Source organism: Runella sp. SP2 (assembly GCF_003711225.1).
In the GTDB taxonomy this organism is placed as follows: Bacteria; Bacteroidota; Bacteroidia; order Cytophagales; family Spirosomataceae; genus Runella.
Map to the genome: position 1 here is coordinate 1,091,749 of NZ_CP031030.1, position 26,570 is coordinate 1,118,318.

25 protein-coding genes are annotated in these 26,570 nt (G+C 42.5%); 9 read left to right on the forward strand and 16 right to left on the reverse strand.

What is annotated here, in order from left to right:
- Nucleotides 1–133: 133 nt before the first annotated feature.
- Nucleotides 134–1,405, reverse strand: a complete 1,272-nt coding sequence (locus tag DTQ70_RS04595; RefSeq protein WP_122929722.1) for an amidohydrolase family protein — start codon at nt 1,403–1,405, stop codon at nt 134–136.
- 594 nt (nt 1,406–1,999) lie between these two features.
- On the opposite strand from DTQ70_RS04595, the gene DTQ70_RS04600 reads away from it, so the two are divergent.
- From DTQ70_RS04600 to DTQ70_RS04615, 4 genes are all read left to right on the forward strand, one after another.
- A complete protein-coding gene (locus tag DTQ70_RS04600) occupies nt 2,000–2,560 on the forward strand; it encodes a TetR/AcrR family transcriptional regulator (protein ID WP_122929723.1) in 561 nt (186 codons plus the stop codon).
- 35 nt (nt 2,561–2,595) lie between these two features.
- On the forward strand, nt 2,596–3,501 hold the full coding sequence (locus tag DTQ70_RS04605; RefSeq protein ID WP_122929724.1) for an alpha/beta fold hydrolase: 906 nt from the start codon (nt 2,596–2,598) through the stop codon (nt 3,499–3,501).
- A gap of 20 nt (nt 3,502–3,521) precedes the next feature.
- Nucleotides 3,522–4,055 (forward strand): DinB family protein, encoded by a 534-nt coding sequence (locus tag DTQ70_RS04610; RefSeq protein WP_122929725.1) that lies wholly within the window; start codon nt 3,522–3,524, stop codon nt 4,053–4,055.
- A gap of 331 nt (nt 4,056–4,386) precedes the next feature.
- Complete coding sequence (locus tag DTQ70_RS04615; protein WP_164489869.1) at nt 4,387–4,989, forward strand: hypothetical protein; 603 nt, start codon at nt 4,387–4,389, stop codon at nt 4,987–4,989.
- Nucleotides 4,990–5,092: 103 nt separating this feature from the next.
- Here DTQ70_RS04615 and DTQ70_RS04620 read toward each other — a convergent pair whose 3' ends face one another.
- The 3 genes from DTQ70_RS04620 to DTQ70_RS04630 all read right to left on the reverse strand — a co-directional run bounded on the left by DTQ70_RS04620 (nt 5,093) and on the right by DTQ70_RS04630 (nt 8,416).
- On the reverse strand, nt 5,093–5,431 hold the full coding sequence (locus tag DTQ70_RS04620) for a phage holin family protein (RefSeq protein ID WP_122929727.1): 339 nt from the start codon (nt 5,429–5,431) through the stop codon (nt 5,093–5,095).
- Between the two features lie 122 nt (nt 5,432–5,553).
- Nucleotides 5,554–7,368 carry an ABC transporter ATP-binding protein gene (locus DTQ70_RS04625; protein ID WP_122929728.1) on the reverse strand — a complete coding sequence of 605 codons (1,815 nt, stop codon included), beginning with the start codon at nt 7,366–7,368 and terminating at the stop codon, nt 5,554–5,556.
- Nucleotides 7,369–7,432: 64 nt separating this feature from the next.
- On the reverse strand, nt 7,433–8,416 hold the full coding sequence (locus DTQ70_RS04630) for a gliding motility protein (protein WP_122929729.1): 984 nt from the start codon (nt 8,414–8,416) through the stop codon (nt 7,433–7,435).
- Nucleotides 8,417–8,711: 295 nt separating this feature from the next.
- Here DTQ70_RS04630 and DTQ70_RS04635 point away from each other — a divergent pair, with 295 nt between their 5' ends.
- Nucleotides 8,712–9,851, forward strand: a complete 1,140-nt coding sequence (locus DTQ70_RS04635; RefSeq protein ID WP_122929730.1) for an acyltransferase — start codon at nt 8,712–8,714, stop codon at nt 9,849–9,851.
- Between the two features lie 75 nt (nt 9,852–9,926).
- Here DTQ70_RS04635 and DTQ70_RS04640 read toward each other — a convergent pair whose 3' ends face one another.
- Together DTQ70_RS04640 and DTQ70_RS04645 are read right to left on the reverse strand one after the other, a co-directional pair.
- On the reverse strand, nt 9,927–11,015 hold the full coding sequence (locus DTQ70_RS04640) for an alpha/beta hydrolase (RefSeq protein WP_122929731.1): 1,089 nt from the start codon (nt 11,013–11,015) through the stop codon (nt 9,927–9,929).
- A gap of 46 nt (nt 11,016–11,061) precedes the next feature.
- Entirely contained in the window at nt 11,062–12,249 is a 1,188-nt protein-coding gene (locus tag DTQ70_RS04645) for an alpha/beta hydrolase (RefSeq protein WP_122929732.1), read from the reverse strand.
- 151 nt (nt 12,250–12,400) lie between these two features.
- Here DTQ70_RS04645 and DTQ70_RS04650 point away from each other — a divergent pair, with 151 nt between their 5' ends.
- Together DTQ70_RS04650 and DTQ70_RS04655 are read left to right on the forward strand one after the other, a co-directional pair.
- A complete protein-coding gene (locus DTQ70_RS04650; protein ID WP_122929733.1) occupies nt 12,401–13,690 on the forward strand; it encodes a DUF5103 domain-containing protein in 1,290 nt (429 codons plus the stop codon).
- Nucleotides 13,691–13,757: 67 nt separating this feature from the next.
- Nucleotides 13,758–14,390, forward strand: a complete 633-nt coding sequence (locus tag DTQ70_RS04655) for a LysE family translocator (RefSeq protein ID WP_206019630.1) — start codon at nt 13,758–13,760, stop codon at nt 14,388–14,390.
- 1 nt (nt 14,391) lies between these two features.
- Here DTQ70_RS04655 and DTQ70_RS04660 read toward each other — a convergent pair whose 3' ends face one another.
- The 10 genes from DTQ70_RS04660 to DTQ70_RS04705 form a co-directional block, all read right to left on the reverse strand.
- The gene (locus DTQ70_RS04660; protein WP_122929734.1) at nt 14,392–14,718 is read right to left on the reverse strand and encodes a nucleotide pyrophosphohydrolase; all 327 of its coding nucleotides are present in this window, start codon (nt 14,716–14,718) and stop codon (nt 14,392–14,394) included.
- A 59-nt stretch (nt 14,719–14,777) separates the two neighbouring features.
- On the reverse strand, nt 14,778–15,314 hold the full coding sequence (gene pyrR, locus DTQ70_RS04665; RefSeq protein ID WP_122929735.1) for a bifunctional pyr operon transcriptional regulator/uracil phosphoribosyltransferase PyrR: 537 nt from the start codon (nt 15,312–15,314) through the stop codon (nt 14,778–14,780).
- A gap of 8 nt (nt 15,315–15,322) precedes the next feature.
- Complete coding sequence (locus tag DTQ70_RS04670) at nt 15,323–15,736, reverse strand: PIN domain-containing protein (RefSeq protein WP_122929736.1); 414 nt, start codon at nt 15,734–15,736, stop codon at nt 15,323–15,325.
- Nucleotides 15,729–15,944, reverse strand: coding sequence for a hypothetical protein (locus DTQ70_RS04675; protein ID WP_122929737.1), 216 nt, complete (start codon nt 15,942–15,944; stop codon nt 15,729–15,731). The genes DTQ70_RS04670 and DTQ70_RS04675 overlap by 8 nt, the downstream gene beginning before the upstream one ends.
- Nucleotides 15,945–15,982: 38 nt before the next feature.
- Entirely contained in the window at nt 15,983–18,073 is a 2,091-nt protein-coding gene (gene ligA / locus DTQ70_RS04680; protein ID WP_122929738.1) for an NAD-dependent DNA ligase LigA, read from the reverse strand.
- Nucleotides 18,074–18,141: 68 nt separating this feature from the next.
- A complete protein-coding gene (locus DTQ70_RS04685) occupies nt 18,142–18,756 on the reverse strand; it encodes a cytochrome c oxidase subunit 3 (RefSeq protein ID WP_229600069.1) in 615 nt (204 codons plus the stop codon).
- A gap of 30 nt (nt 18,757–18,786) precedes the next feature.
- Nucleotides 18,787–19,596: a 4-(cytidine 5'-diphospho)-2-C-methyl-D-erythritol kinase gene (ispE, locus tag DTQ70_RS04690; protein WP_122929739.1), complete on the reverse strand. Its 810-nt coding sequence runs from the start codon at nt 19,594–19,596 to the stop codon at nt 18,787–18,789.
- 59 nt (nt 19,597–19,655) lie between these two features.
- Entirely contained in the window at nt 19,656–21,560 is a 1,905-nt protein-coding gene (serA, locus tag DTQ70_RS04695) for a phosphoglycerate dehydrogenase (RefSeq protein ID WP_122929740.1), read from the reverse strand.
- Between the two features lie 11 nt (nt 21,561–21,571).
- Nucleotides 21,572–21,907: a DUF86 domain-containing protein gene (locus tag DTQ70_RS04700; RefSeq protein WP_122929741.1), complete on the reverse strand. Its 336-nt coding sequence runs from the start codon at nt 21,905–21,907 to the stop codon at nt 21,572–21,574.
- The gene (locus tag DTQ70_RS04705; RefSeq protein ID WP_206019631.1) at nt 21,904–22,233 is read right to left on the reverse strand and encodes a nucleotidyltransferase family protein; all 330 of its coding nucleotides are present in this window, start codon (nt 22,231–22,233) and stop codon (nt 21,904–21,906) included. The genes DTQ70_RS04700 and DTQ70_RS04705 overlap by 4 nt, the downstream gene beginning before the upstream one ends.
- Nucleotides 22,234–22,302: 69 nt before the next feature.
- Here DTQ70_RS04705 and sbcD point away from each other — a divergent pair, with 69 nt between their 5' ends.
- The gene (gene sbcD, locus DTQ70_RS04710) at nt 22,303–23,517 is read left to right on the forward strand and encodes an exonuclease subunit SbcD (RefSeq protein WP_122929742.1); all 1,215 of its coding nucleotides are present in this window, start codon (nt 22,303–22,305) and stop codon (nt 23,515–23,517) included.
- A gap of 8 nt (nt 23,518–23,525) precedes the next feature.
- Nucleotides 23,526–26,567 (forward strand): AAA family ATPase, encoded by a 3,042-nt coding sequence (locus tag DTQ70_RS04715; RefSeq protein WP_122929743.1) that lies wholly within the window; start codon nt 23,526–23,528, stop codon nt 26,565–26,567.
- The last annotated feature ends 3 nt before the right edge of the window (nt 26,568–26,570 follow it).

Here is a 26,570-nt window from a genome sequence, read left to right on the forward strand (position 1 = left end):
AATTTTCCGAAAAAATTTCGGATTTTCTTAGTGAAAACCTACTTTTTTTAAACGTTTTTCGCAAAATTAGTATTGATATACGTTGTTTGCGGAGTTCTAATGTTGTTAAAAAAGTAGGGTACTAAGACCTTTACTAATGTTGAATTTCTCCATTTTTGATGACCAATTTGACATTGCGAACGTCGTTTATCCGAACGTCAGGGCGTCCTTCAACCGCCACTAAATCAGCCAAAAAGCCTGTTTTGATTTGACCTAGTTGTTCTTGGTGGAAAACGCGGGCGTTGACCGACGTCGCCGAACGCAGCACGTCGAGGGGTTTCATGCCATAATCGACCATCATTTCCATTTCACGGGCATTGTCTCCGTGAGTAAAAACACCTACGTCACCCCCGAAACAAATCGTAACTCCCGCATCTAGGGCTTGTTGGAATGTCTTTCGTTTGTTTTTGATTCTTTCAGGTTCGGGTTCAATGCCTTTTTTCCAACCTCGGTATTGCGTAATGGCATCGCCTGCGGCCAAGGTAGGGCAGAGTGCAACGCCCTTTTCTTTCATCAGCGCAAAGATTTCGGGCGTACCTGCATCGCCGTGTTCGAGGGTTTCGCATCCACCCAAAATCGCCCTACGCATCCCTTCGACACTTCCCGCGTGGGCAATGACGGGGCGGCCGCTACTCTGTGCGGTTTCTACAATAAGTTTGATTTCGTCAATCAAAAAAGTAGGGCGGGCTTCACCCATCAAACCCCACCGATAATCGGCATAAATCTTGATGACATCGGCTCCTTTTCCGATTTGATTTCGTACGGCGCGTATGAGCGGGTCGCGGCCGTCGGCTTCTTCTGCGCCTTGGGGTACGGTTACATCGGTACTAAAACCTTTGGGTGCGTAACTTCCCGTGGCAATCAGGGCTTTGGTGGCAATAATCATACGTGGGCCTGGGATAATTCCTTGTTGAATGGCTTGTTTTAACCCAACATCGTCAAACTCAGCCCCTTCTGTGCCTAAGTCACGCACGGTCGTGAACCCTGCCATTAATGTTTTTTTTGCGTGAACAACCGCTCGTGAAGTACGAAGAGAACGTGCTTCTTTGAGCACTTGGTCGTCCCAAGTTGTTTCGTTGTAAGGGTGTAAAAATAAGTGGGAGTGTCCTTCGATAAAGCCAGGAAGTAACGTACATCCTTTCAACTCAATAATTTCAGCTTTGGAAGATTGGGGTAAGGCGGTTATTGATTTGGCATCGCCTACGGCTACTATTTTATCGTTTACGACCAGTAAATGCCAATTTTCGCGAATTTCTTGCCCATCAAAAATGCGGTCGGGGCGTAGCAGGTACGATTTCTGAGCGACAACGCCATGAGCCGCCAAAAGAACTATCCAAATGATTCGATTTAGTTGATGAAGTGACATGCTTGTTAATTTGTATCCTACAAAAATAGGCGTCAAACTGTATTGATAACCTCAAAATGTACCCGAAAGTTTTAACATTAAGCTAAAAACAGAACGTTAGCCATGATTTTTAAGAAGGTAAAAGAAGGGTTCTGAAATTTTACCAAACGAACGTTTGGTAAAATAGATTTGTTTTTTCACCTTTGTAAACCACGCGGTCAGACGATAGTCAGACCGAAAGTAGTTTGCAAGAAGTGGTGTATCTGTCTGACTGTCGTCTGACAGAGTCGTAGTCCCTCACCATAAGGTTAGACGATAGACAGACCGAAAGTAGTTTGCAAGAAGTGGTGTATCTGTCTGACTATCGTCTGACAGAGTCGTAGTCCCTCACCACACGGTCAGACAATAGTCAGACCGAAAGTAGTTTACAAGAAGTGGTGTATCTGTCTGACTATCGTCTGACAGAGTCGTAGTCCCTCACCATAAGGTCAGACGATAGTCAGACCGTAAGTAAGTTTGCAAGATGTATCTGTCTGACTATCGTCTGACAGCGTGTATTAAGAAGTATCTGTCTGACTGTCGTCTGACAGAGTTGGTACCTATAAACAACCTCAAATGCCCGTTCAGAAAGTCACCAAAGAAGAAGTTGTAAAACAAGCCCTGTTTTTGTTCAAAAAACAAGGGTATCATCGTACAAGTATGTCAGACCTTGCGGTGGCTTGTGGGCTGTTAAAAGGGAGCTTTTATCATTATTTCAGCAGCAAAGATGCTTTGATGTTGGAAGTGCTTGAAACAGTCCATCAGTATTTTGCCACAAGGGTTTTTTCTATTGCCTACGACGAAACATTACCGCCCCGAGAACGCCTTGAAAAAATGATTGCGAAACAAATTTATGTTGCTGCAAGCACAGAAGGTGGTTGTTTGATGGGAAATATGGCGATAGAAACCGCCCTAATTACGCAGGAGTTCTTGCCAAAAATGCGGGAGTTTTTTGAAGAGTACCTACGCGCATTGGCACATTTATATAGTTCCAAATTTGAACCAACGATTGCCCAAAAGTTGGCTGAACAGGCCATAGTTGAATACGAAGGAGCATGGATTATGGTGAAATTGACCCAAAATAACCAGTTTTTACACGATGTGCATCAACGCGCTCTTGAGCGATTTGAAGCTTAAAATTATTACTTACAACCTATACAGCTTTATTGAAAATGAAAGAAATAGCACTCACGATACCGACAGCCGATGGCTTTGACTTATCGGCAGTTCTTTATGAATATCCAGGCCAGCCCAAAGGAGTGGTGCAGTTTAATATAGGCACTGGAATGCGGAAAGAGTTTTACGGAAACTTAGCCCGCTACCTTGCCGAACAAGGGTTTATCGTGTGTCTTTGGGAATATAGAGGTATGGGAAAATCGCGGCCAAAAGAGAAAGAGGCTTTTGCGGCGATCAGGATGCAAGATTGGGCCAAAGACATGAGCGAAGTCTTGATTTTTTTGGATCAGCGTTATCCCGATTGGCCCAAATTAATGATTGGCCATAGCATCGGAGGGCAATTGCTAGGCTTGATGCCTAATCATGGTATTTTAAAAGGAGTGGTATTGCTAACGAGTTCGACGGGTACGTGGTGGCGTCAGACCTTTCCGTACCGACTGAAAGCCTATTTTTTCTTTAATATATTGTCGCCGCTGACTGCTCCTTTGGGGTACTTACCAGCAAAGCGAATGAAAATCATGGAAGACCTGCCCAAAGGCTTGATTATGGAATGGCGTATGTGGTGTAATTCGGAAAATTACCTCTTTGATTTTCTAGACAAAACCATTCCACAACATTATTATGATGAAGTAAGGCTACCCATCAAATCGTACTGGACGACCGACGACCCTATTGCTAATGCGCATACCGTTCCTGCCTTACTACGCCATTTTCGGAATGCTGATATTATGAATGAAGCCCTTCGGCCCAAAGACTACCGTGTAAAGCGGCTAGGGCACTTTGGCCTATTTTCGAGAAAATTCAAGGACACAATTTGGAAAAAAGTAGCCCAAGACCTCGAAGCGATGGCTTCCAAAAATCACCATTATAATAATCCAGCACTTCGGAAAATCAATTTGTAAACAATTAAACAACACATTTTATGAACAAAGCAGAAGTAAAAGGACTGCTCCAAGAGCGAGTCCAAGGGGTTGTTGTGTTTTCAGAAAACCAAACATCCGAAATTTTTTATGCCAAACCCGCCGCTGATGTATGGTCGGTGGCTGAGAATGTTCAGCACCTGATTTTATCGGTGCAGCCATTGGCGCGTCTTTTTGGCGCACCTAAATCGTATTTTATTGAAAAATGGGGAAAAGCACCCCATTCGTCGAGAGCGTACGAACAGATGGTAGGGATTTACGACGCGGCGTTGGGTGGAGGAGGAGTAGCAACGGGAGCGTTTGTTCCATTGACTATGGCACCATCAAAGGAACAACTGTTAGCGGAGTTTGTACAAATACACCAAATGTTGTTGCAATTGGTGGAAGCCAATTGGTCGGAAGAAGAGCTGGACGAGTACCCGATACCACACCCACTTTTGGGGCTAATCACCGCCCGAGAAATGTTGTATTTTACCGCTTATCACCTCCTTCATCACCATCAAATTATGCAGAAAAGGGCAGCACAGGTAGCTTAAAAAAGTAGCCCTAAAAGCGAATTTGTACATTTTTGATAGCAAAAAGGATTATTAAATGTAGTACTTTTCCTATTTTCGTTGTACTATTTAAAGAACTTTTCATTTTTAGCAAAAATTTATTTGTACTGAACTAAGTAGGGTTTGAATTTTTCAGTCAAGAAGAAAGAGTGTTTGTACTATTCTAAGAAAAGGTTGAAACCCAAGATATGAATTTATCAAGAGGGTGTTTTTGACCTATTTTTTTGTAAATCAAAATCTTACACCTTTGCATTGTCAAAGCGAAGTCACCGCGACTGAGCGGCACAAGATGGTACAAAAACTATAACACACTATGAAAAAGATCACAATGCTTTCGACAGTATTCGCAGCTATGATGCTTGCAACCGCAGGAACTGCTTCGGCAGAAACTCACCTCCTTACCAAAGATGTAAAATTGGTAAAGCGTGACACCAAGAAGGTTGAAGTAAAAATCAACCAACCTAATGTAGGCGTACTTGATGTAGTAATTAAAGATATAGACGGCGTAGTTGTTCACGAAGGAATTTTTGAAGTGAACGAAGGCGTGTCAACTCAATTGAACCTTAACGCACTTCCAAACGGTGAGTACGTTATGAGTTGCTCTAACAACAATTTCTGGTCGGCACAAACACTTTTCATCAAAAATGGTAACGTGGAAATCGATGAGAATAGCTACAAAGAAGCAGTTCTTCCAAAAGTAGAAGCGATTGGTGTGAATCGTTTTGAAGTATCAACTTCTAACAAAAACGTAGCCGACATGAGCGTAGCCATCTCAGATTTGGCTGGAACACCAATTTATAACAGTTATTTGTCAGCAGGTAGCCGTTTTAACTTGAGCCACTTGCCAGCAGGTGAATACGCGTTTGAATTTACCGTGGCTGATAAATCTTTCAAGAAATTCGTGAAAGTGAAATAAGCCAACAGTTGCAATGACTTCTCAAAAAAACAGACTATAACCACATCATCTTGCGATTTTGCGACACCCGTCGGCGGATACCCGCCGACGGTTTTTTTTATGGTTAGTCCAAAAACCAACCTGCAATCCATTGAATTAATGATAAACCTACGCTAAATAAAAAAGCTGCTGTAATGCTTGATACGCTGAAACCATCAACCAAATAAGCGCAAAGGTAAACAAGGGCGATGTTGATGATAAAGTAAAATAACCCCAAAGTCAGGATGGTAATGGGGATAGACAAAAGCTGTAAAACGGGCTTTACAAAGGTGTTGAGGAGTCCCATCACAATCGCGACAATTACGGACGTAGTGAGCGTATCTACGTAAAACCCTTGTAGCACGCGGCTCGAAACAATCACCACAACGGTGCTGATAATGAGTCGAATAATCAGACTAGTCATTGGTTTAGAGGTTTATTGGTTAGAAAAGTTGATTGTAAATAAAGGTCAGGATATGAGTATCCTGACCCACATTTATCAGGTTGTAAAGTAAGTCAGGTTGTGAGCAACCTGACTTACTTTTATTAAGAAACTGCAAGGTTAGCCGAATCGAACTGCAACTTGATGAGATTGGCGTAGAGACCCTCTTCGTTGAGGGCAAGTTCGTCGTGCGTACCTGATTCTAAAATAGTACCATCTTTGATGACATAAATGCAGTCCACGTTGCGAACCGTCGCCAAACGGTGCGCAATAATAATTGTCGTTCGGTTTTGCATCAATCCGTCGAGGGCTTCCTGCACCAATTTTTCCGACTCCGCATCGAGCGAACTGGTCGCTTCGTCCAAAATCAAGATTTTAGGGTCTTTCAAAATAGCGCGTGCAATGGCAATGCGCTGCCGTTGTCCACCCGAAAGTTTTATTCCACGTTCGCCTACAACCGTTTCTAAACCTTCAGGGAAAGACAAAATAAAGTCTAAAGCGTTGGCTTTGCGGGCAGCTTCGCGGACTTCTTCCTCGGTGGCATTGGGTTTTCCGTAGGCAATATTTTCACGAATGGTTCCGCCAAATAGCATCACTTCTTGCGGAACTACGGCGATGTTTTGGCGGTAAGCCGTGATGTCAAGTCCTTGAATGTCTTGTCCATCGACCAATACTTTTCCGCCAACGGGCTGATAATAACGCATCAATAATTGAACAATCGTTGACTTCCCAGCCCCGCTGTAGCCCACCAGCGCAATTTTACGACCTGCGGCCACCTCAAGCGAAATATCTTTCAATACCGTTACGTCGGGACGAGTGGGGTAGGTGAATTTAACGTTTTGGAACGAAATCGTACCGCTTACGGGGACAACCGCTTTGGACGACTCAATTTCTACTTCCGATTGTTCGTCCAAAATCTCCAATAGACGCTCCGAAGCACCCAAGGTTTTTTGGATTTGGGCGTACATATCTCCCAAGCCACCAATCGATCCACCAATAAACATGGTATATAAAATAAAGGTCATAAGCTCTGAGAGTGGCATTTCGCCGCTTTGAACGAGCGTAGCACCGTACCAAACTACACCGATGATACCACCAAACAACGCAAAAATAATAAACGAAACGAACCCACCACGGAAGCGTCCCGCTTTGAGCGCAGCCACAACTACGTTGTCGAGGGCTTTGCCATAGCGTTGAACCTCAAGGCGTTCGTTGGTAAAAGCCTTTACTACGTTGACTGATTGCAGCGTTTCTTCCACAATGACGTTGGCGGCGGCCAATTCGTCTTGGGCTTTTTTAGAAAGTTTGCGAATAAAACGCCCAAACACAATCGCAATCACAATCGCTACGGGGAAAGTAGCCAACATGAAAATAGTCAATTTCCACGAAATGAAGCAAATGATGCCAATACCCACAACCACCGTGGCGAGCGAACGGAACAGTTCCGCAAGGGTAAACGAGAGAACGTCTTGCAAGGATTGAACGTCGGACGTAATGCGACTCATTAGCTCGCCCACGCGCCGTTGTTCAAAGAAAGAAACAGGCAGCGATATGATTTTGCTATATACCGTCCGACGAATATCGGCCATGCTTTTTTCGCTGACAATCGAGAAGAAAAAGATGCGCCCAAATGAGAATACAGATTGCAGAATTAAAACCCCTACAAGTACAAGTACCACCTGATTGATGGTGTACGACGATTTTCCTTCAATCACCGCCGTTATTTCCCCAATTAGTTTTGGGAAAAGTAAGTTGGTGGTTAGGGATAAAAACAAGAATAAAATGCCGACGATAAAGGTGCTTCGATAGGGAAGAATGAATCGAAATATCTTTAGTGTTTTTTGGAGGCTCTCTTTGGTGAGTTTACGTTTTTTATCTTCGGGCGACAACTCGGTGCCCGTTCCTCTGCCTTTAGCCATTGGTATGAATGAATAGTGAGTTAAATAAGAGACAATCTGATGACAAAGGTAATCACAACTTGGTTCATTCTTCGTCCTTTTGTCCTTTGTAATTTGCTTCTTCAAAAATCTGCCGAACGTTGGTGTTTGCCATCAATTCGGCCAGCGTGGTGTTTGATTTTTTGTGCAAATATGCTCCCACAATGCGCCAACCTACCCAACGGGCAATGCCGCCTGGGCAGTATTGACTGATTTCGGGGGTAGCGGGGCGTTCACTTATGAAGCGTTCTTTTTCGGCGTCGCGGGTTTGGTACAAAAGCTGACGGTCTAAGAAGTAAGCCCAAATGTCTTGTTGAGAAGCATAGACATCGGTAAGTTGTTCGCCCGAATAACCAATGATGAGGCTGTCGGGTGTTTCGGGAGAAACGTGTTTGACAAACTCAAACCCTTTACCGTACCAAATCATGTCGGCCAAGAGCGTTTTGTCCTCGTTAGGAACTTTGTTGTATTTCTGAGAAATGAAAAACAAAATCCCTGGGGCGATGTATTCTTTTTGGTAGCGACGAAGCTGATAATCAAAAAGTTGTGGACGGTATTTGGCTTTTGGCCCACCAAAGTAATCCAGCCCAATGACAATAATGCTGTCGGAAACGTACAGGTCAGTACCCATAAAACCCGTGATGGTGGTGACGATTTCGGGGGCTTTAAAATCAGGATAAGAAGCCTTGATTTGTCCAAAAGCTTGTTGGAGCTGGGTTTGTAAAAAAGTCAAGTCCGCAAACTGCGTTTGAAGTTCTTGGCTAAACTGTTGTAAGTCGCGATTTGAAATATTTTGGTACAACTGATTGGTAATCATTGAGTCAGCTACGCCCGATGGTAGGCCAAAGTAATCTCTCAAAATTGGATTTTTCTGGAGTAGCAATGATAAATCGGCGGGGGATTTTGCCGCAAAAATTTCTTTTTCGAGGCGACGAATGCCAACGGGCACTTCTTGGGGTTTTTCTTCGCAGGCACTAAAACCGAGCCCAAAAGCAATAAGAACGATGAATGAATAAATAGCTGCTTTCATTGAAAATTTTGATAACGTAGTTTAAACGTAGAAGCTGGTCAAAAAAGTTTGAAGGAAGGCTAGAAAACCACTTTTGGCGTTTTGAGCGTCGGAGACGCTAGGCCGTTTGCGCCCAAATTGTGGTTCGGGGCAAGGTAAAGTCAAGAATGTGGAAGGGGATTGTACTTTGAATCACAAATCTGACTCGTGATAAGCCCAAAAATATATGACCACTAAATAAATTAATGACCAATAGGGTAAAAATAACTTAGTTGTTGTTGTATATTTGGGCTCAATATATCAGTACTTATAATTCATGAAGATTAATAATCGAATTGGTGTATTTCATATATCAAAAGAAAATAAATCACACGCAAAAAAGTTGCCAATTATTCAGTTCATACGAGGAGTTGCTTCAATTATGGTAGTTGTTTACCATTTTAAACATGTCCTCATTGCCAATGATTCTTTTAAACAAGTGATTGACTTACTATTTTCAAATGGTGCAGCTGGGGTAGATATTTTTTTTGTTCTCAGTGGATTTGTTATGGTTTACTCAAATAACGATTTGCCTGAAATGGAAAAGTCAAGAAAGGCATACAGGTTTATAGTGAAGCGTATTATTAAAATTATACCTTTGTATTTTTTTTTAACGCTTTTGTATCTATTTATCTTAATAATTAATGAAAATATTATATTTGATTTAAATACTGCAAAAATTTTAATAAAAAGCCTTTTATTTCTTCCAGTAGCTTCTAGCGATCCGCCTCATTTTGGCTATCCGATTCTTTCCGTTGGTTGGAGTCTTAATTTTGAACTGTATTTTTATATAATATTTTGCTTGTCTTTTTTTTGGGGAAAATGGCAATACATCTTTATGCTAGTATATTTTACTTGTACTCTTCTGTTACCTGTAGCCATATTAAATAAACCTTTTACATTTGATTGTAAAATCACCCATTTTGATAACACGTACTTTAATTTTATAACAAACCCAATTATTTGGGAATTTGTTTTCGGTATGATTATAGGTCTAATATTTAAGAATAGAAATGAGTCTGAATTGAGGAATAAACGTTATTTTTGGATAGGTTTTTTATTTACATCATTAGGTACTTGGCAAATTCTTTCAGGTTTTTGGGGAGGGCATGGTCCAATAAATTGGGGGATAGCGTCGATATTATTTCTTTCAACAGGAGTTTTTATTTGGGGTAGAGAAAGTGTAAATAAGTATTTTAATTTTATTGGAAATATCTCTTACTCACTCTATTTAGTACATATTCCACTATTAAGTTTTATGAATATGATTCTAAAATTGACAGGGTTGGATTTTTTTGCAACAGGGTTTTCATATTTGTTTTTATTAGTATGCCTATCGATAATTTTAGCATACCATTGTCACAATTTGGTTGAGAATAAAGTTTATCAAAAACTCGTAAATATTTTTTTAGTTTAATAGTCTTGTGCTTTTGAAAGTGTCTGGAAATTATCTAAAATATTATTGAAAAATCACATCTTTTTTTGTGTTTTTTTAGAGTTTAATATTTTCGATTTGGTTTTGCTGAATAATTGAGATTTGTCGTAAGTCATTACAGAACAATCGTTTGATAAAAAGGGCATATCTATCTGTAATATATTCATTAGTATAGGTTGTATTGTGACCTGAATTAGGTTGTACAATCCATTCAAATGGAGCGTTAAGCTGTTTCAATCGACTAATTACTGGATATGAGCCATGTGTAGTAAAGTAATTGCCGCAGTTGAGGACAGGGCCTGAAGTATAGGGAAGAATAGTATCATTAGCCCCCTGAAATACTAGTGTAGGTTTGAGGTTATTAGCATTGATTAAGTTCAAATCTGTAATTGCATATCCTAGGTGACTCAATAACCCTTTGATTTTAAAGTTTCCAAGATTGGCTGGTTTTAAAGGGCCTAACTCTTGAGTAATTCCAGGGTATAGTATTTCGAAGTTGTTTTCATCCATATAGTTTAACGCTGTAATGGTCATAGATCCAGCGCTGCTACCAGCAAGGAAAATATTCTGAGTATCAATTCCAAAACTACTGCTATTGTTCACAAAAAATGCAATTGCAGCATAGGTGTCCTGAACAGAACGATATAGTGCTTTGATGAGTGCAGAGGAAGTGCCTCCACAAGGATTTGTTTCAGAAGCATTTTCGAAACCAATTCTATAATTGATAGCGGCTGCGGCATATCCTTTTTGAGCCATTAAAGTTGCTTTCCCCATTTCCGCTCCAAGATCACCAAATAGATATGCGCCTTCATGAATCATAAGTACAAAAGGTCTTTTAGCTAAGGTATCATTTGATGGGGCGATGAATTGAAAGGCCAAGTTAATAGGCGTTGATTGAAAGTTTGGGGCTGTAGTGTATATCCCAGCCTTTTTTTCTAATTGGGCATCATCATAAATATTAATGTCGCTGAAACGAGTACTTATACAGTTGAAATTGGGTGTAGGGTTTACAATTACAGAAGCACCCTTTATAATTCTAATGGATACTTGAGGGCATGGGCTACAGTTTTGTGAATAGGTTAATGAATGTACTGAACTAATCAGAAAACATATAAAATAATAGATGTATATTTTACTTTGTCTCATGGTGAATTAACTTTTATTAAGTAACCACAAGAACTGTGCCATTTTTTTAGAGTTTAATATTTTCGATTTGGTTTTGCTGAATAATTGAGATTTGTCGTAAGTCATTACAGAACAATCGTTTGATAAAAAGGGCATATCTATCTGTAATATATTCATTAGTATAGGTTGTATTGTGACCTGAATTAGGTTGTACAATCCATTCAAATGGAGCGTTAAGCTGTTTCAATCGACTAATTACTGGATATGAGCCATGTGTAGTAAAGTAATTGCCGCAGTTGAGGACAGGGCCTGAAGTATAGGGAAGAATAGTATCATTAGCCCCCTGAAATACTAGTGTAGGTTTGAGGTTATTAGCATTGATTAAGTTCAAATCTGTAATTGCATATCCTAGGTGACTCAATAACCCTTTGATTTTAAAGTTTCCAAGATTGGCTGGTTTTAAAGGGCCTAACTCTTGAGTAATTCCAGGGTATAGTATTTCGAAGTTGTTTTCATCCATATAGTTTAACGCTGTAATGGTCATAGATCCAGCGCTGCTACCAGCAAGGAAAATATTCTGAGTATCAATTCCAAAACTACTGCTATTGTTCACAAAAAATGCAATTGCAGCATAGGTGTCCTGAACAGAACGATATAGTGCTTTGATGAGTGCAGAGGAAGTGCCTCCACAAGGATTTGTTTCAGAAGCATTTTCGAAACCAATTCTATAATTGATAGCGGCTGCGGCATATCCTTTTTGAGCCATTAAAGTTGCTTTCCCCATTTCCGCTCCAAGATCACCAAATAGATATGCGCCTTCATGAATCATAAGTACAAAAGGTCTTTTAGCTAAGGTATCATTTGATGGGGCGATGAATTGAAAGGCCAAGTTAATAGGCGTTGATTGAAAGTTTGGGGCTGTAGTGTATATCCCAGCCTTTTTTTCTAATTGGGCATCATCATAAATATTAATGTCGCTAAAACGAGTACTTATACAGTTGAGAGTATAATATCTCGAGGAGTCTTTTCTAACGGAATATTGACTATCTAAGGGTATTGTTTTTTGTGGGAGTTGAGTAATTGGAGGTAGTAATGGACTGGACTCATTTTCACTTACAGGCTCTGAATATGGGTATTGGCAACTGAAAACAGATGAAAAAGTATATAAAATTATGGCTATTTTAAAAAAAACTGCATTTAAAATGCAAGTGTGATGTAAAAATGGATGTGGTAGTTTTAAGCCAGTCTTGTTCATAAAATTCACTTATCTGCATCAGAGAAGTTTTAATTATCAATATAAAAGTATAAAATTCAAGATTAATGAAAAAGTAAGAGTCAGTAAATATACATCAAACTTATTTTCCGTTAGTTTTACCACACAATAAGTAAACACTATTTTTTCTCTCATGGCCAGATATTTGATAGCATTGATGTGTTGGGGATGGATGTGTAGCGCCCTGGCTCAAAAATTACCACCGATTCAGTACGAAGACCGTACGTATGAGACGACGATTAAAACGGTAGCGATTTATCCTGCTCCCAACGATATTCAAGACCCTGCCCGAACTACCTATTCGCCCGTTGTCAACGTTGAAAGTACGAATCCATTGATTGTAGAATTTGACGACCTAAAAGCGCGCTATCGGACGTTGAGGTACCGTATTTTTCATTGCAACGCCGATTGGACGTCGTCGGGTTTGAACGACATTGAATTTACGTACGAATACAACGACTACCCGATTAATACTTATCAGGCGTCGTTTAACACCAAAATCCCGTATTACCATTATACTTTTGAAGTACCGAGGCTAAAACTTGCGGGGAATTATGTGGTGGCGGTTTACGAAGATTCGCGGCCTGCCAAAGTGATATTTACGCGTCGATTTATGGTCTATCAATCGAAGGTAAGCGTGTTTGCTCAGGTTCGGATGTCGTCGGGGATAGCAGAACAGCGCACGCATCAGCAGATTGATTTTGACGTTGATTACCGTGGTTATGAAATTCTTTCTCCGCAAGATGATCTCAAAATTGTGATTCGTCAAAACTACCGTTGGAACAAAATGATTACGAATCTACGCCCAACCAACGTCCGTATTTTTGACCAAAAACTCGAATACCGCCCTTTCGATTTATCCAATAACATGCTGGGAGGGAATGAGTTTCGGTGGTTCGATACCCGTATATCGCGCGGGGTAGGTATGAGTGTGGACGATATTCAACAATTGCCTGACCAGACCATAGCACACCTTCGGGTTGACCAGTCGCGGGTAGGTGGAGGAGCTACTTTTCAAGCACAAGATTTTAACGGTCAATACATAGTCTTGAACCGTGATGCCGCCAATAGTACCAATGAGGCCGATTATATCAATACAGTCTTTACGCTTCAAAGTCCGCAATATCCTAATGCGCAGGTGTACGTGGGAGGGGCTTACAATTTATGGCAATTGGAAGATGCTAATCGGATGACTTACAATGCGACCAAAAATGTCTATGAAGCTAGTATTTTGATTAAACAAGGAATTGTGAATTACTATTATTTGGCTGTTGGGGCCGATGGAAAAATCAACGATACGGCCTTTGAAGGAAGTTATTCGAGTACGTCCAACGATTACGAAATATTTGTCTATCATCGCCCACCCGCCGCTCGTGCTGACCAACTCATTGGTTATCGTTTGGTTGAATTTGGACGGCGGTAAAAACCTCCCGAAAGTTTTAAACTTTCGGGAGGTTATAAACTTTTGGGAGGTTGAAAATAGTAGATATATGATTGACTATCAACAATTTATTGTATTTGCCTTTGCGACGTTAATGCTGAACCTAACGCCAGGTTCGGACATGATTTACGTCGCTACTCGAAGCACCTCACAAGGAACAAAAGCAGGAATTGTTTCGGCTTTGGGAATTGCGGGAGGGTGTGTAGTACACACATTGGCCGCTGTATTGGGGCTGTCGGTACTGATTGCCGAATCGGCTTTGGCGTTCAATATTGTGAAGTACTTGGGTGTGGCTTATCTGTGTTATTTGGGAATCATGGCACTCAGATCGACGAGCAATTTATCAACAGAGGGTAAAATGGAAGCCATTTCCTTGAAAAAAATGTTTTGGCAAGGGGTTTATACCAACGTGTTGAATCCCAAAGTGGCGTTGTTTTTCTTGGCCTTTTTACCCCAATTTTCCGACCCACATTCGCCCGATTTCAAATGGCAAGTATTGGGTTTAGGAATTTGGTTTAACTTTTCGGGAACTGTTGTTAATTGTTTGGTGGCGGTATTGTTTGGAAAAGCAGGTGCTTACTTGAACCAATTGCCCAATTTTGCCCGCATTCAAAACAAAGTAACGGGCGTGATGATGCTCGGGCTTGGGGCTTATTTGGCGTTGGCAAAACGCAGTCAATAAACTACTTGAGCTTCTCGTTTTCGTGGTGGCGCGTCGCGTCGCGTTTGGTTTTTTTGTCCAAATTTTTCTGAAAAGCCTCTGTCAAATCGACGCCAGTTTGGTTGGCCAAGCACATGAGTACCCACAGGACATCGGCCATTTCATCCGCCAAATTCTTCTCTAAATCGGATTTTTTGAACGATTGGTCACCGTAGGTACGGGCCATAATGCGGGCTAATTCTCCCACTTCTTCGGTCAAAATAGTCATATTGGTCAATTCGCTAAAATAGCGTACCCCGTAGGTTTTAATCCACGTATCTACTTCTTGTTGTGCTTGTTCTAAAGTCATGGGATTGACGAATTTTATCAATACAATTAACCAAATAACGGTTAACAAATAAATGCTCCCTAATCAACCAACCAAATGCGGTCGGCGTCGTTGCCTTGTTCTTTCCATTCAACCAATACACGCTGAGAATCAAGGGTGTTGACTTTCATGCCTGTGTAATCGGGTTCAACGGGGATTTCGCGGTTGTACTGACGGTCGATGAGCACCAAAAGCTCCACTTTGCGGGGGCGACCGAAGGCTTGCATGGCATCGAGCGCAGCGCGAACCATCCGACCCGTGGCAAGCACATCGTCAATCAAAATCACTTTTTTGCCTTCAATCACGAAATTGATTTTGGTGGCGTTGGCTTTTAAGGGTTCGCGACGACGAAAATCATCGCGGTAAAAGGTAGCGTCCAAATATCCAAGTGGAATATTAGAACTAGTTATTTGGCGAAGTTCGTGGGCAACGCGTTCGGCAAAATAAATACCACGGGGTTGAAGCCCCAACAAGACAGAATCCGAAAAATCTTGGTGGTTTTCGAGCAGCTGTTGACACAGCCGACTGATCATAATTTCGAGCAAAGGACTGCTCAGAATAAGGCGATTTTGATTCATGCGTGCTATCACATTTCGAAAAATTGATTAAAACCTTGACGTTTTAAGCCATCTTTAATGGGCTGGTCGTAGGTCCAAAATAAGCAATCTAATTGAAGAGTTAGAGCTACAAAGGGAGTGTCTTTTTCGTCAATAAGTTTGCATAGCCGATAAGCTTCTACGAAACTTCCAATCGAAATAAAATCTTCATTGATGAAGGTGATTTTCTGTAGAAGAAGATTCAAATACTCGTAGAATTCATCTTCTAATTGAGCATTATTCTTTAAAATTTTTTCTTTGTGTTTGAAAATTTCTACAATTAAAAACTTTGGAGCGTAAAATCTGTATTGTTCTTGAGAAAGAACTTCTCTTATAATTGAATGTTTCAAACGCAGTGCTTTGAATACAATGTTAGTGTCGATTACAACTGCAATTTTACTCATTAATAAAACGCTCCTTGTTTTTACTCCACCAATCACTTTTGATAGTTTCACCTATTTCTTCAACCGATTGGTCAAAATCGAGTTGATGAGCTAGTTCCTCTGTTCGTAGTTTTTCCATCAAACGTAGTAACCACTCTTTATCAAACATAGATTTGTCAAGAGTGATTAAGTACTTATCGCTGCTAGTGTCTAATTGAATAGTGGACATGTGCTTTGTTTTTGTACAAATATAGAAATAACCCACCGTTACTCGCCCAACATTTCCAAAAACTCCGTTTCAGAAATCATTTTGACGCCTAATTTCGTGGCTTTGTCGAGTTTGGAAGCTCCCGCTTTTTCACCCACAATCAAGAAGTTAAGTTTTCCCGAAACCCCGCTAACAAGTTTTCCGCCGTTGGCCTCAATTTTATTTTCAAGTTGTTCGCGGCTCATGCTGGCAAACGTGCCTGAATATAAGAACGTTTTCCCTTCGAGGGTGTTTGATTCCATTACGACAGGAAGGTCGTCGGTTTCCATCTTGAGACCTGCGGCACGGAGACGCTCAATGTAAGCACGGTTTTGGTCGTCGGCAAAGTATTCTATCAAACTTTGGGCAATTTTTTCACCGATTTCGGGGACGTTACGCAGTGCTTCCAAATCAGCATTCATCAGCGCGTCGATGTTTTTGAAATACGCAGCCAATTTTTCGGCCACCGTAGCACCAACAAAACGAATTCCGATGGCAAACAAAACTTGCTTGAACGAAACTTGTTTTGATTGTTCAATCCCCTTCAAAATATTTTCAACCGTCTTTTCCTTGAACCCAATTCGCTTGGTTTTTCCCGTTTCTTCGTCGGTGATGACTTTTTCCAAACCAAACAGCTTTTCGTAGGTAAGGTCGTACAAATCGGCGGGGGTTTGAAGGAGTCCTTTGTCGAACAATAACTCAATTTTTCCTTCGCCCAAACTGTCCAAATTCATGGCTTTACGGTGAATAAAATGCTCGATTTTACCACGGATTTGGGGAGGGCAACCGCGGTCGTTGGGGCAATAGTGGTTGGCTTCGCCTTCCTTGCGAATGAGCGGTGTAGCGCATTCGGGACAGTGCGTCGGGTATTGGATGGGCGTGAGCGAGCGGGAGGCTCGTGCTGCGGTGTCCACGCCCGTAATTTTTGGGATGATTTCACCGCCTTTTTCCACAAAAACCACATCGTTGAGCATGAGGCCAAGGCGTTCGATTTCGTTGGCATTGTGCAAGGAAGCACGTTTCACGCGGGTGCCCGATAACCAAAGACCCTTGCCGTCTTCGTTGAGGTTGTCTAAGTTGGCCACGGGCGTCAAAGCCCCAGTTCGCCCGACTTGGTACGAAACTGAACGCAAAACACCTGGCTTGTTTTCTGCTTTGTATTTGTAGGCAATCGCCCAGCGCGGACTTTTGGCCGTAAAGCCTAATTCACGTTGTTGGGCGAGCGAATTTACTTTGATAACAATCCCGTCCGTCGCCAAAGGAAGCGTATGACGCTTTTGTTCCCACTGGTGAATGTAAGCCAGAACGTCGTCGATGGTAGCGCATTTTTCCCACGAAGGCGACACGTTGAAGCCCCACGCTTTGAGGGCTTCGAGGCTCTCGGAATGGGTTTCGAACACCTCTTCGTCGCTCAAAAAATAATATACGTAACAGTCCAATCCACGTCGTGCTGACTCCGCAGAATCTTGAAGTTTAAACGCGCCCGACGCCGCATTGCGTGGGTTGGCGTAGGTTTGTTCGTCGGCCTCTTCGAGTTCTTTGTTGAGTTTTTCAAAGGACGAAATAGGCATAAAACCTTCCCCACGGACTTCAAACGCAGGGGGCAAGGGGCGAAGGGCAAAGTTGGATTTCGACTCTTGTACTTTCAACGGCATTGTTTTGATGGTTCGGACGTTGGCCGTGATGTCATCGCCTCGAACGCCGTCGCCCCGAGTTACACCTCGTACTAATACACCATTCTCGTATGTCATACTGAGCGAAATTCCGTCAAATTTTAATTCGCAAACGTATTCAAAATCAGCGCCATTGAGCCCTTTTCTTACCCGTTCGTCAAAGTCACGGAGGTCTTGCTCGTTGTAGGTATTTCCCAACGAAAGCATAGGGTAACGGTGCTCGACGGTTACAAAATTTTTGGTAATAGTCCCTCCTACGCGTTGGGTGGGAGAATCGGGGCGTTTGAGGTCGGGGTATTGATTTTCGAGCGAAGCAAGCTCTTCCAGAAGTTGGTCAAACTCGTAATCGCTGATTTCAGAAACGCTATCTTGGTAATACCGATGGTTGTAAAAATTGAGACGTTCGGTCAGTTCGTTAATGCGGTCGGCTACAGACATGGCTATGAGAATGTTTGCAATAGGATAGGCCGCGAAGTTAGAGAATCTAAACCAAAAAGCCTACCTTCTTACCATCCGTGGTGGTACAACAAAAAGCCGAATACGTACAACCAAAGCACATCAACAAAGTGCCAATAAATGGTGATGAGTTTTATTTTAAGCTGATTGGGAGGGTTGACACTAAAGACAAAAGCGTCCACGTAGCTGTGGTTTTTGATGGATTGATACACCGCCCACGCCAACACCGCAACCCCGATGACAATGTGTAGAATATGAAGACCAGAAAGAAGGTAAATAAAGCCAACAGAAGGATTATTGACGGTTGAAATGCCCGCCTGAATAAGCTGAACCCAACCCAAAAATTGTAAAATGACAAACAAGATGCCCAAGCCAAGGGTGGCTCCAATAAAAGTACGGAATTTGGGAAACTGGTCTTTTTGTAAGGCAAGATTAGCACCGTGCAGGGTAACACTGCTGGCAATAATCAGGCACGTACTCACCCAAAAAAGTGAAGGAAGTGGCACATCCGTCCAATGGACTCCCACTGATTTTCGCATGACATACACCCCCAACAGAAGCGTGAACAGAAACAGACTTCCCGCTAGCCCCAGCCAAAGCATAAAGTTGAAAGGTTCACGGCGTTTGGTGAAACGATTTTCTTTTTCGATGAAGGCTTTTGCCATGGTGTTTAGCGGTCAAGTGAAGGTCAAAAATCAAGTGAGTTCTCCATTCCAAACGGTGTAAGGACTAAAAATGTTCTGTAAATCGGTCACTTTCTCAAAAATTCCAAACACGGTTGAACCCGAACCCGTCATGCTGGCGTACGAGGCGCCGTGTTCGTACAACTGGGCTTTTATTTGAGGTAAAACGGGGTATTTTTGAAAGAGACCGTTCTCAAAATCATTCTTTACCCAATGACGCCATTCTTCGATGGGGCGTTGCAATGCTTCACGTAAATCTACCTCCGTTTTTTGGGGAACCACACCCGCGTAGGCTTCGGCGGTGGAGATGTGGAGGTTTGGATAGACCAGGACAATGCCTTTACCTTTGAGTGAGAGCGAAATGTCTTCAAATTGGTCTCCTTTTTCAAAACAGAACTGAGGTTGGTTTTCGATAAAAAAAGCACAGTCGCTGCCCAAGCGTCGGGCATAATTTTGGAGGTCGGCCGTAGAAAGCGATAGTTTGAAAGTATCGTTCAGGAGTTTCAGCACAAAAGCAGCATCCGAAGAACCACCACCCATACCCGCACCAATGGGGACGATTTTGAGTAAGTGCATGGCCACTGGCGGCAAATCAAAATCAGCCTTCAGCAATTCGTAGGCTTTTACACAGAGATTTTTGGCAGGGTCGCCTGGGATATCAATGCCTGAAGAACTAAAACTAAATTCAGTGGTGGGAATGATTTCAACGACATCTGACCAACCTACGGGGTAAAAACAAGAAGCAATGTTGTGAAATCCGTCGGGGCGTTTTTCGGTGATTTGAAGCCCGATATTGATTTTGGCGTTGGCAAAGGCGACCATACTTTTAAAAGAAAAACTTCCCGAAAGTTTAAATTTTCGGGAAGTTGGGAGAAGTCTATTTAGTATAACATCCGAAACTTAATCGTTTCTTCAACGTTCTTGATTTCGTCAATGAACCCGTCCTCATAACTGCGTTCTACGTCCATAATGACGTAGCCAATTTGCTCGTTGGTTTTGAGGTATTGACCTGTAATGTTAACATTGTATTTGGCAAAAATGTTGTTGAGTTTGGCCAAAATACCAGGTACATTTTTGTGAATGTGCAACAAACGGTGCGAGCCTTTGAGGAGCGGAAGTTGCACTTCAGGGAAGTTGACACTGCCCGTTGTGCTACCGTTGTTGATGTATTCGAGTAAGCGCTCAGGCACGTAGTGGCCAATGCCTTCTTGGGCTTCTTCGGTGCTACCCCCAATGTGCGGAGTTAGAATCACGTTGGGCAATCCACGAAGTTCGCTTTCAAAAGGTTCGTTGTTAGTCTTGGGTTCATACGGGAACACGTCAACCCCAGCGCCCCATACTTTGCCGCTTTTGAGGGCTTCCACCAAGGCTTCGACGTCCACCACGTGGCCACGGGCAAGGTTCAAGAATACTACGCCATCTTTCATCAACTCAAACTCACGTTTGCCGATGACGTTTTTATTGTCCTTCCGACCGTCGATGTGCATACTCACCACGTCGGCAATACGCAAAAGGTCGTCCAACGACTTGAGTTTTTTGGCATTTCCGATGGGCATTTTATCCACTACATCGTAGAAATAAACCTCCATACCGAGGGCTTCACCGATGACCGAAAGCTGCGTTCCGATGTGGCCATAGCCAACGAGGCCCAGTTTTTTACCACGAACTTCAAAGCTATTGTTGGCCGATTTGTCCCACTTACCTTCGTGCATCCCGTTGCTTTTGGTCACCACGTTACGAATGAGCATAATCATTTCGCCCACGGCCAATTCCACCACCGAACGCGTGTTGCTGTAAGGGGCATTAAAAACGGCGATTCCTTTTTCGGTAGCAGCTTTGAGGTCAATTTGGTTGGTGCCGATGCAAAAAGCACCGATGGCAATCAAACGCGGCGCATTTTCAAGAACGCGACGCGTAACGTTTGTTTTGGAACGAATGCCCAAAATGGTAACGTCCTTGATTTTTTCAATCAACTCGTCTTCGTCCAAAGCACCTTTTAAAAACTCTACGTTAAATCCTTGTTCCTCAAATGCTTTACGAGCTACAGGATGGACGTTTTCGAGCAAAAGAATCTTGATACGGCTCTTTGGATATGATTGTGAACGAGGTAAATTGTTCAAAAACAAAAACTCATCCAACGACGGTACGACGTGGTCAGCGACGCTTGTTACTTTGGTCCGCTCCACGTTTTCGGTGAAGGCATAAAAACGACTTGCTACGCCCGCTTCGCGGAGTTCGTAGTCGGTATAGCCATCGCCAATGACGCAGACATCGCCAGGCAGTGCCAGCGATTCGAGCAATTTTACTTTTCCTTTATCTTGCGACAACACGTTTTCGTCGTCCACGCCAATGATGTTGTCATCGGCGTCAAAACGGAACGTATTGGCATACACATTTTCTTCTTTGAGCCCTAATTCAGTAACGATAGGGACAATAAACTCCTTAAAACCACTCGAAACGATAAGGATAGAGTCGGAATAGTCGCGGAGGAACGCTCGGTTGCGAGCAAACGAATCTGATACTTTGGTACGCAAAAAATCAACCAGTGCTTCGACGTGGCTGCGATTTGCTTGAAGAAGCGAAATACGCTGGCGCAAACCTTCCGCAAACGACAGTTCGCCGTTCATGGCGGCATCGGTCAAATCACGGATTTGTTGAACTACTTTTTCGCGGTTGGGATTGCCCGCGAGGGCAATGTTAGCCAATTCGTCCAGACCTTCGACTTGCGTAAACGTGCTGTCGAAATCAATGACGTAATAGGTTTGTTCAATCGTGTTGGTGAGCATTCTGCAAAAAATTATAAACTGAGATAAATATGTCGAAGTTTCGTTAACAGTACAGGTAAGTTTTGTTGAACTGTATTGTAAATTGTTTGGGAAGAGATTCCAAAATATTCATGGGCAAGTTTATTACGCATTGCCCTCATTAACCTCCATTCAACTTCAGGGTATTTTTGTCTAAACTCTTCAGAAAGATTAGCCGTTGCTTCCCCAATGATTTCAAAACTGCGATACACAGCGTCTTGAATGAGAAGGTTTTGACTAAATTCAAATTCAGTTTTTTCCCCAATATAATTAAATATAAGCTCAATACTTTCAATTATATCTTGCATATATACACGTTCATCCCTCATACTAATCGGATTAAATCTTTGATAATATAGGGGCGAATCGAGGGCTTAATGGCACTAAATTCAACAATATCAATTTTACGTTGCGTGAGTTTTTCTAAGTCTTCCTCCATTTGCAACAATTCAAAAAATGTCATTCCCTCTTTTTCAATAGCTAAATCAATGTCGCTAAATTCATGTTGCTCACCACGAGCAAATGAGCCAAACAGTGCTGCTTTGGTGACACGCTGCTGACGTAGATAGTTTTTTATCTCGTCAAAAAAAGCAAAAGAAGAAACCATGCGCTCTTTCGTAAAATTTACTGCAAATTTACCGTTCCTTTTTGGCATTTTTGCAAACTTGTCAAAAAATGGAAGGTTCTTTTAGAACTTTGTCAATACAATGGCAGAAAAAAATCCATGAAAATACTTCATACCGCCGATTGGCACTTAGGTAAACAACTGCATAAATACAGCCTCGAAGAAGAGCAAAACTTGTTTTTGAACTGGTTAGTGGCGTTGATAAAAGAACGTGAAATTGATGTGTTATTGGTGTCGGGTGATGTATTTGATACTGCCAACCCCTCTAACCAAGCCCTGACTCAGTATTATGGTTTTCTCAAACAATTGGTGGGCACGGGCTGCCATGTGGTGGTAACGGGGGGGAACCACGACTCCCCAGGCGTCCTGAATGCTCCGCGTGAATTGCTGCGTTTTTTGGACATAAAAGTCATTGGAAATGCGCAAGACCCGATTGAAGAAGAACTCGTGCATCTTGTTCTTGCAAAGGGAGAAGTGGTGATTGCAGCGGTTCCTTATTTACGCGATGCTGATTTGCGAAAATCAGTCGTGGGTGAGGGGTATGACGACCGTTTGTTGGCGTTGCGCCAAGGGATTCGAGGGCATTACGAACAGCTCGCGCAGTTGTGTGCCGAGCGTTACCCTGCCCAGTGTGCGATTGCGATGGGGCATTTGTACGTCAACGGTGCGTCGGTGAGTGAAAGTGAGCGCGACATCCACGTGATTGGGGGAGAAGCGGCCTTCTCGGCGGAGTATTTCCCAGAGGGGTTTGATTACATCGCCTTGGGGCACATTCACAAACCGCAACGCATTGCTAATTCGGACGTAATTCGGTATTCGGGCTCGCCGATTCCGTTGAGTTTTAGCGAAAGAGACGACCGAAAATACGTGCTAGAACTTACTCTCAAGGACAATAAAATTCAAGCCATTGAGCCGATTTCGGTGCCTCTTTTTCGAGAATTACGTTGCTTTACGGGCAATTTGGAAGAAGTAGAAGCCGCACTCAATGCGTACGAAGTCACGACTCCTCTGCCACCTTACGTGGAAATCCACGTGACTGAGCCTTTTGCTGACCCACAAAAAGAGGTGTATTTCGGTTATTTGATTCGAGAGTTTGAGGCGGCACCTTTCAAAATCATCAAGCCACGTTTGTCTTTTACAAACCGCACCCAAGGGGCTGACGAACTTTATGTAACAGGTACTTCGATTCAGGATTTAACACCACGGGATGTTTTCCAAAAACGCCTTTTAACCGAAAACCTTGACGAGGAAACCCAGCAGCTTTTGGCCGAAGCTTTTGATGAATTGTGGCGGGAAGTGGCCGAGCAAAACTGATTTCATTTATGAAAATTCTTCGACTTAGATTCAAAAATATCAATTCGTTTTACGGCGAACATCCTTGTATTGATTTTACGACCAATCCGTTAGCGATTTCTGGTTTGTTTATCATTTCAGGGCCAACGGGGGCAGGAAAGTCAACGTTGTTGGACGTTATCACGCTGGCCTTGTACAATGAAATTCCGCGTTTTGGCAGTATTTCAAAAACAGAAATTGAAAAATTAGGCTCCATCGTCAACCTCAAAGCCACCGAAGAGTCTAGGGCCGAAGCTTATGCTGAAGTAGAATACGAGGTGAAAGGGGGGCAATATCGTTCGCGCTGGAGTATTTCGCGAAATCGCAACGACAAATGGAACAATTACCAAATGGAAATCGCTGAACTTCCCTCTGGTAATTTGTTGGATATTAAAGGGTTGTCGCAGTTTCCGAAAAAAAATGAAGAACTTATTGGACTTACCTACCAGCAGTTTGTGAAATCAATCGTGTTGGCGCAAGGGAGTTTTGCTGAGTTTTTACGCGCCAAAGCCCACGACCGTTCTAAGTTATTGGAAGACATTACGGGGCAACGAATTTATCGTCAAATCGGGGCGGCTTCGTATCTAAAAGATAAACACTTTAAAGAGCAACTTGAACTCAAAGAAAAAGAGTTGAAGCTGGTTTCGATGCTTACCGAAGAGGAAGTATTACAACTACAACAAACCAAAATCACGACCGAAACGCATCAGGTTCAGGCGGAGAAAGACGTGCAGTTTTGGGAAAAAGAAAAGTCGGTACTGGAGCGTTGTTACGACCTTCAACAAAAATTAGAGAAAGTATTCAAAGAAGTACAAGTTCTTGAAAATGAACAAGAAACTTTTAAGCCAGATGCTTTTAGACTGCTCCAACACGAACAAATAAGCGAATGGGCGGGGGAACTGGCAACTTTGCAATCACAGCAAACACAGTTGAAAGGGCTAGAAGAGCGTAGAAAATCGCTTCAAACCCAGATAGAGGCGCAGACAACTACCATCGAAACGACGCATCAACAAATTACTCATTTGGTGCAAAAATCGGTTCCGAAAGAGCGTTTGTTGGCAGAATTGAACGTTTTTGAAGGCGAAATCTTACAACTTGATACGGAAATTGAAAAACTTAACGCTGAAATCCGACCTGTTTTTACGGCAATAAAACAAGAAGTTTCGACAACCAATCATCCTTGGCTTAGAACACTTTCGGTTGAAAAGTTAGACGAAGCGTATGCCGTTCTCCAGCAAAAAAAACAAGAAATACAGCAAGAGGTTGCGCGTTTTCGGGTAGATTTTGACGCAGAAAAAGAGCTTTCTCAGTTAACAACCCGTCAAAATGCCTTGATGGAACTCAAGGCAACTTTGACGCGACGAAACGAATGGTATGCCCAAGGACTTGATGCTAAAAAAGCGTTGGAGGAATCGACGGCAAAAGTAAACGAACGACAGCCTCAATGGGCCGCACTTCAGCAAAAAATGACTGAAATGGAGGCCAAATTGAAAGTTCTTCAAGTACAGAAGGAAAAAGAACAGCAAAAATTCAACCTCGAAGACCTTCGCAATGCCCTGCAAAATGGAGAGGAATGTCCGTTGTGTGGTTCGACCCACCACCCGTACGTCCATGCCTACGTGAATGCGCTTTCCAAGGTGCAAATGGAGCTAGATTTGCTCGAAAAGGAAAAGAAGGCGGTGGAGGCTTCTATGCAAAAAGTAGGAGCAGAGCTAAACCAAGCGCAGGGGTCAATGACAAAAGTGTCCGAAAACTTGGTCAAGATTCGCGATGAGTACCGAAAAGCCAAAGAAGAAGGTGAAAAAACGTTGGCGGCGCTGGGATTGGCATCGGATACTTCAATGGAGCAATTGGTTCAAGAGCAAAAGCAACTAAGTGACCTGCAAGAACAAATTACTAAGTGGCAGAAAATCAGTGATATTAATGCCGTGATAGGTAAGTTGTTGGGGCAATATGAAGTGCTTTTTGAGCTTCGGGTACGAAAGTCGGCGAAGGAATTGGAAAAACAACAACGTTATACTGGAAAGGATATTCGTGCCGAAAGCCAAGCATTACGGAATACGTTGACCAACGCGGAAACTACCTTACAAATAGCGCAAAAACAAAAAATAGAAACCGAAAACGCCATTGCAGAAGAGAATGAGAAAGTTAAGGTATTGACTGATGCATTGACAGCTAATTTAGCCACCAAAGGCATTGAAAGTATTGCAAAAGCCAACGAACTTTTGCTTCCCAACCAAGAAGTTGAAAAATGTCGTACCAAACGTAAATTGCTAGAAGACCGCGAAAAAGAGTTGGTTATCAATCGTAAGACTTGGGAAGAACAACTATTTGAAACGGCTCAACTTCGCCAAGCTGAATTACCCTTAGAAGACGTTGATTTTAAATTGAAAATCAGTCGAAGCTTGCGAGACCAGTATTTTCGAGAGGTGTCGGAAATTGGGGCTAAATTATCAAATCACCAGACCCAGCAGGCCAAATTTTCAACCCTACAAACGGAGCTCGAACAATTAAGCAAGGAACGAAAAAAATGGGATTTACTCAATCGCTACATTGGCGACCGCGAAGGCAATAAGTTTAGCAATTTTGCCCAAAACTTAACGCTTTCAAACCTAATTGGACTGGCAAATCAACGTCTGAGACACCTTTCAGACCGCTATATTTTGGATAAACCGAAAGAAGATACCGAAAGTCTTTTTGTGATAGATACCTACCAAGGCAATTCCCAACGGGCAGTTAATACGTTGTCGGGCGGAGAAACTTTCACCCTTAGTTTAGCCCTCGCCTTGGCTCTTTCTGATTTGGCTTCGCAAAACGTAAGCATCGAAAGTTTGTTTATTGACGAAGGCTTTGGAACCCTCGACCCCGACTCGCTTGATATGGCGTTGAGTATGTTGGAGCGCCTACAATCAGAGAGTGAAAAAACAATTGGAATTATTTCGCACGTGGAAGCATTGAAAGAGCGTATTGGGACGCAGATTCGCCTCTTCAAAAATGGAAATGGGCAGAGTACGATGGAAATTGTGGGGTGATAA